Source organism: Arthrobacter sp. 01N444 (assembly GCF_056399305.1).
The window spans coordinates 148931-161753 of record NZ_JBFTRB010000004.1 but is presented as its reverse complement, the minus strand read 5'-3'; the positions used below and the strand labels follow the sequence as shown (position 1 = coordinate 161753).

The 12823-nt window shown below is 65.8% G+C and carries 14 protein-coding genes and 1 pseudogene; 5 read left to right on the top strand and 10 right to left on the bottom strand.

Annotation, left to right across the window (positions count from 1 at the left end):
- Positions 1-22 precede the first annotated feature (22 nt).
- Positions 23-448, bottom strand: a complete 426-nt coding sequence (locus tag AC1DKN_RS07115) for a GNAT family N-acetyltransferase (RefSeq protein WP_476855800.1) — start codon at positions 446-448, stop codon at positions 23-25.
- Between the two features lie 191 nt (positions 449-639).
- Here AC1DKN_RS07115 and AC1DKN_RS07110 point away from each other — a divergent pair, with 191 nt between their 5' ends.
- On the top strand, positions 640-969 hold the full coding sequence (locus AC1DKN_RS07110) for a YqfO family protein (RefSeq protein ID WP_439954074.1): 330 nt from the start codon (positions 640-642) through the stop codon (positions 967-969).
- A 37-nt stretch (positions 970-1006) separates the two neighbouring features.
- On the opposite strand, the gene AC1DKN_RS07105 is transcribed toward AC1DKN_RS07110, so the two are convergent.
- A complete protein-coding gene (locus AC1DKN_RS07105) occupies positions 1007-1702 on the bottom strand; it encodes a class I SAM-dependent methyltransferase (RefSeq protein ID WP_476870868.1) in 696 nt (231 codons plus the stop codon).
- Positions 1703-1798: 96 nt separating this feature from the next.
- On the opposite strand from AC1DKN_RS07105, the pseudogene AC1DKN_RS07100 reads away from it, so the two are divergent.
- Positions 1799-2388: pseudogene (locus AC1DKN_RS07100) on the top strand (helix-turn-helix domain-containing protein).
- 23 nt (positions 2389-2411) lie between these two features.
- On the opposite strand, the gene AC1DKN_RS07095 reads toward AC1DKN_RS07100, so the two are convergent.
- From AC1DKN_RS07095 to AC1DKN_RS07060, 8 genes are all read right to left on the bottom strand, one after another.
- Positions 2412-2951: a dihydrofolate reductase family protein gene (locus AC1DKN_RS07095; RefSeq protein WP_476870867.1), complete on the bottom strand. Its 540-nt coding sequence runs from the start codon at positions 2949-2951 to the stop codon at positions 2412-2414.
- Positions 2952-2983: 32 nt separating this feature from the next.
- Positions 2984-3490: a hypothetical protein gene (locus AC1DKN_RS07090; protein WP_476870866.1), complete on the bottom strand. Its 507-nt coding sequence runs from the start codon at positions 3488-3490 to the stop codon at positions 2984-2986.
- A gap of 160 nt (positions 3491-3650) precedes the next feature.
- Positions 3651-6296: a PEP/pyruvate-binding domain-containing protein gene (locus tag AC1DKN_RS07085; protein ID WP_476870865.1), complete on the bottom strand. Its 2646-nt coding sequence runs from the start codon at positions 6294-6296 to the stop codon at positions 3651-3653.
- Positions 6297-6536: 240 nt separating this feature from the next.
- Positions 6537-7712, bottom strand: coding sequence for a PRC and DUF2382 domain-containing protein (locus tag AC1DKN_RS07080; RefSeq protein WP_476870864.1), 1176 nt, complete (start codon positions 7710-7712; stop codon positions 6537-6539).
- Between the two features lie 604 nt (positions 7713-8316).
- A complete protein-coding gene (locus AC1DKN_RS07075) occupies positions 8317-8664 on the bottom strand; it encodes a hypothetical protein (RefSeq protein WP_476858480.1) in 348 nt (115 codons plus the stop codon).
- Between the two features lie 159 nt (positions 8665-8823).
- Positions 8824-9270 carry an Hsp20/alpha crystallin family protein gene (locus tag AC1DKN_RS07070; RefSeq protein WP_476849222.1) on the bottom strand — a complete coding sequence of 149 codons (447 nt, stop codon included), beginning with the start codon at positions 9268-9270 and terminating at the stop codon, positions 8824-8826.
- A 326-nt stretch (positions 9271-9596) separates the two neighbouring features.
- A complete protein-coding gene (locus AC1DKN_RS07065) occupies positions 9597-9863 on the bottom strand; it encodes a GlsB/YeaQ/YmgE family stress response membrane protein (protein WP_028276267.1) in 267 nt (88 codons plus the stop codon).
- A gap of 202 nt (positions 9864-10065) precedes the next feature.
- Complete coding sequence (locus AC1DKN_RS07060) at positions 10066-10503, bottom strand: MarR family winged helix-turn-helix transcriptional regulator (protein WP_476870863.1); 438 nt, start codon at positions 10501-10503, stop codon at positions 10066-10068.
- 382 nt (positions 10504-10885) lie between these two features.
- Between AC1DKN_RS07060 and AC1DKN_RS07055 the strand changes: the two genes are divergently transcribed.
- Genes AC1DKN_RS07055 through AC1DKN_RS07045 form a run of 3 tightly spaced genes read left to right on the top strand, consistent with a single transcriptional unit; the run spans position 10886 to position 12762 of the window.
- Positions 10886-11725 (top strand): ATP synthase subunit B family protein, encoded by an 840-nt coding sequence (locus AC1DKN_RS07055; protein ID WP_476870862.1) that lies wholly within the window; start codon positions 10886-10888, stop codon positions 11723-11725.
- Between the two features lie 8 nt (positions 11726-11733).
- Positions 11734-12135 (top strand): phage holin family protein, encoded by a 402-nt coding sequence (locus tag AC1DKN_RS07050; RefSeq protein WP_043435594.1) that lies wholly within the window; start codon positions 11734-11736, stop codon positions 12133-12135.
- Positions 12136-12153: 18 nt separating this feature from the next.
- Positions 12154-12762: a DUF3618 domain-containing protein gene (locus AC1DKN_RS07045; protein WP_476870861.1), complete on the top strand. Its 609-nt coding sequence runs from the start codon at positions 12154-12156 to the stop codon at positions 12760-12762.
- Positions 12763-12823: the final 61 nt, after the last annotated feature.

The window sequence follows — 12823 nt, the reverse complement described above, 5'->3', positions numbered from 1 at the left end:
ATTTCGAACTGAAACTCCGGGACTACCGAAATAGAGCGAAGACACGCACGGGTTCCGGAGCGAAGTTCGACCCCTCCGTAAAACCCATGGCTTCGTAGAAGGCGCGTTGCCCCGGTTCATTGTCAGTGATGAGTACTGTTTGCCGGACATGCGCGTATCGTGCCGTGACGTGCTCGACCAGAGCCCGGCCTACGCCCGTGCCTTGGAAAGGCGGCCGTACAAGGATGTCCTGCAGATAGCAGATGGTCGCATCGTCGGACACAACCCTCGCGAGGCCAACAAGCTCACCATCCGCAGTCCGGGCCGTCACGACAAACGAGGAACTTCGGATCGCTCTGGCGAGCAGTTCCGGATCCCGGGTATAGGCGGCCCACCCCACAGATTCGTACAACGAGAGAACCTCGGCATCGGAAAACTCGTTGGATGTGAGGATGCTGAACGCCGGCATCCGACCAGTGTTGCATGGCCTTGCCATTTGTTCATGGACACCGTGCGCAACTCCGATTACGGCGCCGACGAGAACGATCCGAAGGTCGCCCAGATCGAGCGCGTGGACCCGCTCGGCGGGTCCGGAGCATCCACATTCTGATTAGCTGGAACCCTCGGCGCTGAGAGGCACCCGGTGGCAGACTTTCTGCCATGGAGCCCATGGATTGTCTGGTCATTTACGTCCCCACCGACGCTGCGCCCGCGGTCCGGCAGGCCATTGGCGACGCCGGGGCGGGCAGGCTCGGCAATTACTCCCACTGCTCGTTCAGCCTCGACGGCACCGGGCGTTTTACCCCGTTACCCGGCGCGACCCCGTTCGTCGGCGTCGTCGGTTCCTCCGAGGAGGTGCCGGAAACCCGGATCGAGGCAATCTTCCCCCGCTCCCGGCGTAACGCTGTCGTCAATGCCGCGTTGTCCGTTCATCCGTACGAGACGCCGGCGTTCATGACCTACCCGGTAGATGCCAGCCGGCCGGACTGAGCAACACCGGGGGTGCAGCGCGGCGGAAACTGTGAGGTCACCCGCGCCGGGTGGCACGCACGACGACGTCGTGCAGCGGCAACGCACGGTCACCGGGTCCGGGGAGTGTCCGCGTGATCTCCTCGGCACTCGTGATGCTCCATACGGCAGCGTTGAGACCCCCGGTGATGTCCGCGAGGGTGACAGTCGCTTCCGGGGGCGGGCGGTGCCCGTGCCCCGGGGAGGCGGGAGCGTGCAGGTGCCCGACGATCAACAGCGTGCCGCCGGGGGCTACCCAATCCGAAATGCGTTCGTAGAAGGCAAGTTGCGGCATCGCCGGGTGAGCGTAGTGGGTGGTCACAAGGTCGAACCGATCACCCGGTGCCCATGACGTCAGGTCCGCCTCGACCCAGGTCACCGTGCCGGACACAGACTGCCCTTCGGCACGCTCGGCCGCTTGGGCGAGGGCAGCGCCGGAGATGTCGGCGCCGGTGACCTGCCAGCCGTGCGCGGCGAGCCAGGTCGCCTCTGCCCCTGTCCCGCACCCGGCATCCAGCGCCGTTCCCGGTGCGAGTCCGCTGGTTTCGCGGATGAGATGCGGGTTCGGGGCAGCCCCTCCCGAATCTGCCTTGGCGGGACCGTGGGCCTGTTCCCAGTGCTGTTGCCAGTAGTCCTTGTCGAAGCTGTGCGTCATCGCGTCACCGTCGCGTCCGCCCGCTGCTTCCCCTGGCGATGTCTCTGCCGTCCCGGCCATGTGGAACCCCTTACGATCTGATGTGCCTTCAGATTCCATGCTCCCGGGCCGGCAGGTGGATGTGCAAGCGGTATTGCCGAATGGCAAAATAGCCCCATGAATGACGATCTCGACCACACACTCAGCGCCGTCGGGCCGCGCCTCAAGCGCCTGCGACTCCGCCGGGACGTCACCCTCGCAGACCTCGCCGAGCAGACAGGCATCTCCGCCAGCACACTCTCCAGACTCGAAGCAGGCCTGCGGCGGCCCACTCTCGAGCAGCTCCTCCCCCTGGCCCGCGTGCACGGGGTAACCCTCGACGAACTCGTCGATGCGCCGCCGACTGGCGACCCCCGGCTCAATCTGCGTCCCGTCGCAGGTCCGGACGGGTCGACGATCTTGCCTCTCACGCGCCGCCCGGGCGGCATTCAGGCCTACAAGTTCATCCTCCCCAAGGGCAGGGATGGCAGGAGCCTCAGCTGCGCACCCACGAAGGCTACGACTGGGCCTATGTCCTCAATGGCACCTTGCGCCTGGTCCTCGGTGAACATGACCTGATCCTGAGGCCCGGCGAAGCCGTGGAGTTCGACACCCGAACCCCGCACTGGTTCGGCGCAACCAGCGCCGGTCCGGTCGAATTCCTCAGCCTTATCGGCAAACAAGGTCAGCGCACCCATGTCCGGGCGGCACCCAAGCGCGATAGCTAGGCGCATCCTCTGATGTGCTCTCCTTAAAACCCTGCCGGCGCCATTCGGAGGGCCAGCATCCCGCCTTCGAGGAGTTCAAGTTCGACGATCCGCAATGTGTGCCGGGTTCCGTCCTCCGGCAGCATTTTCTTGCCACGCCCGAGCACGATGGGGGAGACCAGCAGGACGTACTCGTCCACGAGGTTCTCCTCCATGAGCGTCTTGGTCAGCGTCGGGCTTCCCCACACGAGCACGTTCTCCCGCTCGCGAAGCTCGCGGACCTGGCCGGGTATGTCGTCGGCGATAATCGTGCTGTTGTTCCAGCCGGCGTGGTCCAGTGTGGTCGACAAGACATACTTCGGCATCGCGTTGAAAGTGTCGGCGGTGAAGTCGCCCGACCGCGACGGCCACGAGGCGGCGAAGCCGTCATAGGTGACCCGGCCGAGCAGCATCGAATCCGCCCCGGCCAGAACTTGTTCGTTGTAGGCCACGGTGGCGTCGCTGAAGAATGGGCCCGTCCAGAGCTGGGGCTCCTCGGCGACGTTGTCCAGAGTGGAAAAAGCAGTCACTGTCAGCTTGCCCATGAAGATCTCCTTCAGGTTGTGGCGCCTGGCTGTTATCCGCGGTTTCGGAGCCGGAGTGTTCGGGCCTCGTGGATGGCGGCCAGGGCAACTGCGCTGGCGGCGAGCCTGACGGCGTGGACCCTGTACCACCGCTTCAGTAGGGGGTTGCGGCGCGTCTCACTGAGCGGTTGTGGGCTGAAGAACAGGTCGGGGTTGATGGACCGGAGCAGATAGGCGGTGGCGGCCGCACCCGTCGTCGAGCTGGCCGCAGCGACTAGCAGCCATGGCCTGCTGTCGGCATGATTCCAGCCTGCCACGAGGGCAGCGATCGCCGCCGGCGCATTGATCGGTGCAATCGGTGCGTAATAACGGCCCGGGCTTCCCGCTCCAAAGGGCGAGCGGGGCAGCTCACGGCTTGCTTCAGCGGCCGCGACGCGGTGCGGGATTTTGACGAGGACCTCATAGAGATTGCCGAAAAACCAATGCGCGTGGCTGAACTCCGCCACGCCCAAGATCCGATCAGCGAAAAAATCCCGGCGGCCCGAGGAAGCCTGTCCCATGCCCACAATCTACCGCCGATGCCCACCGCCGGGCCATGGTGACGAGCCCGCGCGCCCCGGGGCGGGAGTGCAGAACCCCGCGCTGCTGCCGTCAGTTCTGCTGAAATTCTGGCTGGCCTCCGTGGTCGGCGGAACTCGGGGAACTGTCCTGAGAACGCGGTCAGTCTGCGACCGTGACGGTGCCGGCGTCGCCGTCAACGCGGATCCGTTGGCCGCTGGTGAGCCGCTGGGTAGCCACACCGGTGCCAAGCACGGCCGGGATGCCGTACTCGCGGGCCACGATCGAGCTGTGGCTCAACGGCCCTCCGACGTCGGTCACCACGGCGGAGGCCATCGCGAACAGCGAGGTCCAGGCCGGGGTGGTGATGCGGGCTACCAGGACGTCCCCGGGCTCCATCAGACCGAAATCCTGCGGGCCCCTCAGGACGCGGGCCGGGGCGGTGACCCGGCCCGCGCTGGCGCCGACGCCCTTGATGGCGTCGCCGAGCTGGTCCCGTGGGCCCGCCGGCATCATTGAGCCGAAGGCCCGCTCCATCCACCGGCTCTCCGGCAACAGTTGCGGGGCAGCGGCCTTGGCCTGGCCCCGCCACAGCATCTTGCGCTCCTCGACGGCGCCGGCGCGGACGGGCCGGTCTGCCCCGGTAATTGCCACGGCTGCCGGTGTGCCCGACCCGGCAAGGCCGAACTCGACGGCGCTGCGCAACTCCCGGTGGCGCAGCCAGAACACGTCGGCGGGCTCGGCGATGACAGCGGAGCCGACGAGCCGTCGTCCGAGCTCGAACAGCATCCGCCGCAGCAGCGGCCACGCCAGTCCGACGTCGGCAAGGGCGTCCTCGCGGATCGGAGCCGCATTTTGCGCCCACCGAAGCAGCCGGAGGAATGCGGCCCGGCGCCGCGGCCCGAGCCGGGCGATGATTTGGCTGGTTTCATCTTCGCGGCGGGCGGCCGAGAGCCGCTGGCGCTCGTATGGGTCATTGCCATGTCCCCGCAGGTAAAACTTCACGGTCTCCAGCAGCGGCGAGGGATCGTCAGCAGGCACCGGACTGACGAAGTCCAGGTTATAGACCGCATGGCCGAACCGGCCGAGGTGCTCCTGGAAGCGGGCCTGCCATTGCTGCCAGGGTGCCGGGTCCACTCCGGCAGGCGTGGACCCGGTGCGTTGCGGCCCGGCCAGCGCAGCGGTGGGGGCGTTGAGGATCGCCGGGGCCAGCCCCGGGACGTCCCGGGCCCAGGCTGCGAGGTCGTATAGCGACTTCTCTGCGCGGATGGGTTCGCTGTCGTAACCAAGGAGGAAGGTCTGGGCGGGGGGATCGCCGTCGCGCCGAACGAACTTGTCGTAGTAGGCCCGGAAGGAGATTTCGCTTGTTGCGGCGATCGGAATGATGGACTGCACGGCCGTGTAGTACACCGTGCCGGCGTCAAGCAGCGTCTGAACACCCGCCAGCAGTTCCTCTCCGGAGAGATCCCCGACGGGCTTCGCGGACCAGTCCTTGATCACCTGCTCGTAGCGGGGATGCGAAAATTCCCGCCAGCCGGCCACTCCCATATGCGCCTTGCCACGGGCCAGCGCACGCATCGCCGTCAGCGACTTGCCCATCACCCGCCACATTCCCGAGTTGCGGTAGTAGTAATAGGCGTAGCCGTTGATAGTGGGCAGCCCGACGTCGTCCTCGCGGATGACCTCCTTGCCGACGGCGCCGGCCATCAGGGCCCTCAGCGACCGTGACACCGAGCCGTCAATGAGGTCGGCGAACAGCGGTGAGAGCGGATCGGGCAGCTGTTCAACGATGCTTGCCCGGAAGTAGAGCCCGTGCCGGTAGGGCACCGGCCAGGTGTCCGGGATGTCGGCTGCCGGTTCGGGCAGAGCGGTGATGGGCCGGGATTGCAGGATGAAGAACTCGCCACCGGCGCGTGCCCACTCGATGTCCTGCGGCGTCCCGAAATGCTCCGCGATCCGTGTTCCGTAGCCGGCCAGCTCAGCCGCCGCCGGGTCGTCCAATACGGCCTGCCGGCGGCGCGTCGCCGTCACCGGCTGCTCCAGGGTGCCGCGCTCCGCGTAGACGGTCATGACCTCCTTGTCAGCTGTCCGGCGCGACAGCACACGGCCCGTCCCCGCTTCCACGACGACGTCGTCCGTGGTGACCGATCCGCTGACAACGGACTCGCCCAGGCCCCACGCGGCACTGATCACCGTCTGGTCGCGGCGCCCGTTGGCCGGATTGGCGGTGAACATCACCCCGGCGGCCTCGGCGTCGACCATCTGTTGGACCACGACGGCGAGGCGCACCGTGTCCGGGTCGATGCCTTCACGGGCGCGGTAGGCCATGGCACGCGCCGTCCACAGGGAGGCCCAGCACTCGGTCACGGCCGCGGCCACAGCCTCCGTCCCCCGGACGTTGAGGTAGGTTTCCTGTTGCCCGGCGAAGCTGGCTGAGGCGAGGTCCTCGGCCGTGGCGGAGGAGCGCACCGCCACGGCTGTGCCTCCGTCGCCGAGCCTGCCGTAGGCGGCGCCGAGCTCCGCCGCGATGGCGTGCGGCATGGTGCCGCTGGTGAAAAGGGCGCGGATCCGGTTCGAGGCTTCCTCGTAGTCCTGTGGTGCCGCGTGTGGCGACAGTACGGCAAGTTCATGGATGCCGGCCTCGAGATGGTTGGCAGTCACGTAATCCGCGTAGGCTGCGGTGTTCAGCACGAACCCCGGCGGGACCGGCAGTCCTCCCTGGCTGAGGCCGCCCAGTCCGACGCCCTTGCCGCCTGCCACGGCGACGTCGCCGCGCCCCACATCGTCGAAGTTGTTGATGTAGGTCATGACCTCGAGTCCTTTCCGCCCGGAGCCGGGGCTCCGTGGTTCAGCCTGATTCCCAACATACTGGCACTGCCGCAGGCGAGAGGCCATAGCCGTACCGGTGGGCAGGGGATCCAGTTAATCCAACCGGCCGAGGGGTGTGGCCGGGGGGCCACCAATCGCTCGCACCCCCGTTCCGACAACAAAATGCCCGGGGCTATGGGTCGCAGCCCTTGCCCCGGGCATCTAAAACAATCCGCATTTTCAGCCGCGGCTGGCGTCGGTTCCCTCGGAGCCCTCTGATCCCTCGCTGTCCTCGCCGTCAAAGTGTTCCTTGTGGACCTTCTCACGGATGGTGACTTCATCTGCGACCGTTTCAGTAACGATGCGGACCCGTTCAACCGGGACGGTCTCCTTGGTCACTATGACTCGCTCTTCGTGAAGGATTACCTCGTCGTCGCTGGCCGGACGGTTCGAGACCTCGTCGCGGTCTTCCTCGGCAATCGGTTCCCGCTCGATACGAACCTCTTCGCGCTGCACTGGCACCGTCCTGGTGACGGTTTCCGTCGTGACGTATTTGCGCAGGCGCCCCCGGCCCTTGGCGTCGCGGGTTTCGGCGCGGTCCTTATCGGTGTCCTGTGGTGTGGCTGGGGTAGGGGCGGTGTCGGTGGCTGGCGTGGTGGTGCCGTATCCGGCTGTGCCGGCGGCGTCGCGGGTTTCGGCGCGGTCCGTATCGGTGGTGTCCTGTCGTGTCGTGGGTGGCGGGGCGGCGTCGGTGGTGGGTGTCGCTGTGCCGTATCCCGCTGGGCTGGTGGCGTCGCGGGTTTGGGCGCGGTCGGTTCCGGTGGTGTCCTGTCGTGTCGTGGGTGGCGTTGCGGCGTCGGTGGTGGGTGTCGTTGTGCCGTATCCGGCTGGGCTGGTGGCGTCGCGGGTTTGGGCGCGGTCGGTTCCGGTGGTGTCCTGTCGTGTCGTGGGTGGCGTTGCGGCGTCGGTGGTGGGTGTCGTTGTGCCGTATCCGGCTGGGCTGGTGGCGTCGCGGGTCTCGGCGCGGTCCGTTCTGGAGGCGTCCTGTCGTGTGGCGGATGCTTCGTCAGCTGTATCCGCGTCGGTGTAGGCGCGTCCGCTGTCCATCCGGTAATGCTGGTAGAGCCGGTCTTCCTCGGCAGGCTCCAGAGGCCGATCGGCGTCGATCCTTGGCGCGTCTTTGACCTGATTTTTGTTGTACGGGACGACGATGTCATTGCCCTCCAGCCGAGCACCCTCGAGGGGAACAAATGATTCGGACATCCCGAACAGGCCCGTACGGACGGTTACCCAGCTGGGCTGGCCGGCTTCGTTGTCTACGAACACCTGGCCGATGGAGCCGATCTTTTCTCCGTCTCCCGACAGGACATTTGCGCCTTGGCTGAGCAGACGGTTAATTTGTTCGGTGGTGAGCATGACGTCTCCTTGGATCTCTTAGGTTGAAATAGTGGGTCCGATCGGGAGCCCTTGATGGGTCGCCCGACCGGTACCGGACAGGTCGCTTTGGTGCTGTCCGGTGCTTGGGAAGCGTACGCGGCAATGCGAACCACGGGAGGGGGCGATGATTAGTCGGCAGTGCGCTCAGCTGAGGTTTTCCGAGGCCGACCCGCAGTTCTGGCAAGGTTGGGGTCCTGCGCGAGACCTTCGCGAGCGGGGGCCTGAAGTCGAAAGGGAGCGCAGACTGGGGATGAACGTTGTCGCCACCGCCAGTCCGGCTTGGAGCCGGTGGGAAATGTCCAATGGAATGCGCCGCCATTCGATCAGGAGGCTGGGACCGGTCCCGTTGCGCAGGGAGTTCTCCTGCGCCGTTTTTCGTGTTATATCACGAGCCCGGTTAGATTAGGAAGCCCCCTTATGAATAGGTGATCTCCCGGTGGTTGGGCTCCGCCGGAGGGCACACGGGGGAAGCCCGGGCGCCCAGGAGACGGCCCGGTGAGGACACCCGCGGCGGGCATTCCGGGCCGTACAGGTGGGGCCTTGCGCGAGGCGATGGCGGAAAGAGAATTGTGCTGGCCCAGGTCTAGTCTTGGTCCAGTTCGTCGAGTAGGGACTTCGCTGCGGCGGCGACGTCGTCGTGGTTATTCTGGGCGGCCCGGCTCTCGATGGCGAGAATCGCGCAGCGATGCAGCCGGCGGAAATCACCGAAGGGAAAGCTGTAGCGCCCCTTCGTGTCGTGCGTCTTCTCGGCGTCTTCGCCCAGATGCCACGTGCCGTACTCCTTGTACCCGTGCTTGTCGATGAATGCATTTTCTGTCTCAGCGTCGGGCGCGTGCTCGCTCCAATCGTCACGGGTATCCCGGGCAAACCTCGAGTCCTTGATGAGCTGCCGAGCATGACGCAGCGCCGCGTCGTTGATCTTGATAGTCATGAGATGGTTTCCGCTCTGTGGCAATTTTCGGAGGCGGGGGCTGCGGAGGCCGTGGCGACGCAGGGCACCGGAAAGAATACCGATGGCCCCCTACGCCATGCCAGAAGGAGCCCGTGGTCGCTGGTCGGTGCCGGGCGAGTCAAGTGCCGAAAATGCCGTTCAGGTCACGAAGTTCTCTGGTGCTTCCGGTGACTGGTTTCCACCGCGGGAGACATGGACTTTCGTGGCGGACGGTCCGGACTGCTCCGGGATCTGGGCGCGGATTTCCAAGACACCGTCGATGTAGCTGGCCTCGACGGTGTCGGGGTCCGCGCCGCGGGGCAGCGGGACGCTTCGCGAATATTCGCCGTACCGCACTTCGCTTCGGTAACCCGGTTGATCCTTGTGCGCGGGCTCGGTGCGCCGGGCAGCGATATTCAAGTTGCCCTCGGTGACGGTGATATCGATGTCCTTGTCCGGGTCGATGCCGGGGATATCGGTTCTGACCACCAAGGTGTTTCCGTCCCGGTATTCCTCGACCCTGAGCCAGGTGTCCGTCTCGCCTTGCAGGAAGCGCCGGACTGGTTCGGGCACGTCGATGCCTGTGCGGCGGAATAGGTTGTCCATGTCTATCTCCTTGCTGTTTAGCATCTCTGGTCGCATGGTGTCGGATGCGCGCGGAGCAATGACTTCTGCCGCTTTGGCGATTACTACTTACGACAGCGGAACCGGCCGCCGGGGCTGCGCCCGGAGGCTTTCAAAGCTTGTTCTCGACGAAGCGTTGCGGGCGGGCGCCCGGCATGAGGTCAACCGTCATGCCGTTGGACTCGGCGGCGCGGGCCGAGAAACGCCGGGTGGTTCCTCCCGGGGTGTTTCAGCAGCGGCCCGCAGCCGTCTAACAGAAGTCGCAGGGCGTCCTCAGTGGCAGCCCTGCATCCGGAGGATCGAGGCTGCTACGCCCTGGTCCTCCGACCGGCAAGAGCCCCATAGATCAGGAGCACAATAACGGCCCCGAGGATGGAGAGGAGCCAGGTCCGCAGGTCAAAGAAGTCAGCGAGCCCTCCGCCGAAGATCAACGAGCCGATCCAACCTCCGAGGATTGCGCCCACGACGCCAACAACGAGTGTAATCAGCCAGCCGCCTCCTTGACGGCCGGGAAGGACCGCCTTGGCGATAGCTCCAGCGATAAGGCCGAGAATGAGAAAAGCGAGAATTCCCATCTTTGTACTTCCTTTCGGTAGACCGGTCGTGGAATGCGGCCGTAACGGCGATTTAATCAGCATGCATAGTAACGCGCAATACCCGGCTCATGGGCCTTCTGTCTTGCTCGCCCCTTGCCGGTCCGAACTGCAATGGAAGCGGCGACTGCCCGTGGGCGCCGGGCGGGGGAGGCCCAGAGGCACCCAGCCGCGGGCGGCTAGTTCATTGGCGCCGGAGGCCGTCTTGGGCAGGGGAGGGCACGTCGAGCCTGGAGTTCCCGGTCGTGGAGCCTTGGGTGCCGGGCCGTGGAGCCTGGAAGAAATCCACAAACCGGGCGAGTTGCTCAGACAGGGCCTCCCACCCGTCGAAGTCGGCAGGAACGGCTGCGCGCTCAGCCTGGGAGGCTGCTTGCAGTGCGGCTGTGCCGGCGTCGGTAATCTCGACCTGAAATTGGCGCCGATCGTCCGGGTTGCGCGTCCTGGTGACCAGACCCGCGTCCTCGAGCCGGGCAAGGACGCGGCCGAGCGTTTGGCTTTGGACATGAACTCTTGCGGCGAGCTGTTCCTGGTACATGGGGCGGGGAGCCACGGCTTCCAGTGCGATGACGGCGGCACGCGTCAATCCCAGTGGCGCCAGGGCATCGTCGTGGAGGCGTTGCACTAAACGGGCCGCTGCGGTTAGAAGCCGGTAAACGTCCCGGGCGTGGGGCTCGCGGGCGAGGATCACGAAGACGACCTTCCTGATTGGGTGGCAACGAAAGTCACGCTACCTGCGACGGCGGCACAAAGCGCCGACGCTGGACCCCCACCATATGCATGCCGGACTCCTTTTTGGCAAGTATGCTTACTATTTTTCACGCGCGGCTTGCAGTGCGCGCCGCGCGTCACCAGGCGGGCGGGAGGCGGCCCGTCCGATTTTCGATCGAGGCCTTGCGCGACATATAGCAAGTGTGCTTAGTATTTAGTTAGTAACCGTGCTTACTAATTTCATCCGGTAGCGCTAGTCACGATCCCAAGCGGACCATTCCTGAAAGAGAGCAACGATGACACAGAACCCATGGGCCCAGGCAGCACCCGAAGCTTCCCCGGACCGGTACGCCGGCGTTGGAGTTGTGCCCCCACAAGGCACGGGACGCGCTGACTCTAAACAGGAAGCGGCCAAGGACGAAGCTGCGGACGTAACGCGGCACGCGGCAGATGCTGCCCAGAACGTCGCCGAGACGGCTAAGACGGAGGCAGTCAACGTTGCCGCCGAGGTCAAGACCAATGCCCGGGACCTGCTTCACCAGGCCAAGTCCGATCTCACCGAGCAGGCAGGAACCCAGCAGCAGAAGGTCGCCGAAGGTCTGCGGTCCGTCGCCGGCGAACTGCATTCCATGGCTGCCGCCTCCGACCAGCCCGGCGTGGCCACCGACCTTGTCCGCCAAGCTGCCGAGCGGTCCTCCGCTGTTGCGTCCTGGCTCGATGGCCGGGATCCGGGTTCGCTGCTGACCGAGGTTAAGTCCTTTGCCCGCCAGCGCCCGGGAACCTTCCTCCTGCTCGCGGCCGGAGCCGGTGTTCTGGCCGGGCGTCTCAGCCGCAGCTTGAGCGCCGGCGCCCCCGAAGCGACGGGCGCTACCGCTACGGGCACGTCCAATGGCGGCCGGATCCCCGATACCGGGGTAGCGGTTCCGCCGCCGCCGGTACAGATGCCCGCTCCGCAAACCACGACGGCGGGCCTAGCCGACACCTACCCGCCGAATCCGCTGGACTCCGATTTGGGAACCCCCGATCCGCTCCGCGACGCCGGGCAGGGCCGCCGGTCCTCAGAGTCCGTGGCCGGTGAGCCCTTGCAGCAGGCTGATCCGCTGCGCGATGACCCCTTTGACGGTGGCCGTCGATGAGCAGCGAAATGCCCCCCACAGCCGCGCAGGCAAAGGCTGAATCGACTTCCCTGGGTGACCTCCTCGGTGAGGTCACACGGGACATGTCCACCCTGATGCGACAGGAAGTGGAACTGGCCAAGGTCGAACTTAAGCAGTCCGCCACCCGGGCAGGCAAAGGCACCGGCATGCTCGCCGGCGCCGGCGTCGCTGGCCATTTCGTGCTCCTGTTCCTGTCTTTGGCGCTCTGGTGGGCGCTGGGGATCGTAATGGGACTGGGCTGGTCCGGCGTTGTTGTCGCCGTCATCTGGGCAGTTGTGGCCGCCGTTCTGGCAGCCATGGGCCGCAAGGAACTGAACGCGATCAAGGGCATGCCGAGGACGGCTGAAACCCTCCAGGAAATCCCGCCCACCCTAAAACCCAACTCCTAGATTCAGCGAGGAAACACGATGAGTGAAAACCCGGATGTCATCCGAGCAGATATTGAAGCAACCCGTGCCCGCCTGGGCACAAACGTGGACGCCGTCGCTGACAAAGTCACGCCGTCGCATATCGTCCAGCGGCAGACGGACAGAGTCAAAGAGAACGTCAAAGACGCCGTCTTCGGAGTGAAGGATAAAGTCATGGGAGCCGCAGACCACACCGCCGACCACGTCCACTCCACCACCGGAAGCGTCGGCTCGCATGTGAGCGACGCCGGCTCCGCAGTTGCGGGCGCGCCGGGCCAGCTGAAGAACAGCACACAGGGGAACCCACTGGCTGCCGGGCTGATCGCCTTCGGTGCCGGCCTGCTCGTTTCCTCCCTGATCCCGGCCAGCCAGAAGGAGCGTGAAGCCGCTGATGCCCTCAAATCGGCGGCCGAGCCACTCACCACGGAACTGACGGACGCCGCCAAGCACGTGGCCGAAGGCCTCAAGGCGCCCGCCCAGGAAGCCATGGAGAACGTCAAGGCCACTGCCGCGGACGCAACCGATCACCTCAAGGCAGACGGGCAGGCCGCTGTGGAGGACGTCAAGGATCGGACTGCAGAAGCCAAGGACAACGTTCAGCAGGCCTGAGGCCGCGTCTGAATACGGCCGGCTGCCCTCGCTGATGCGCTGGGCGGCCGGTCATTTCCCT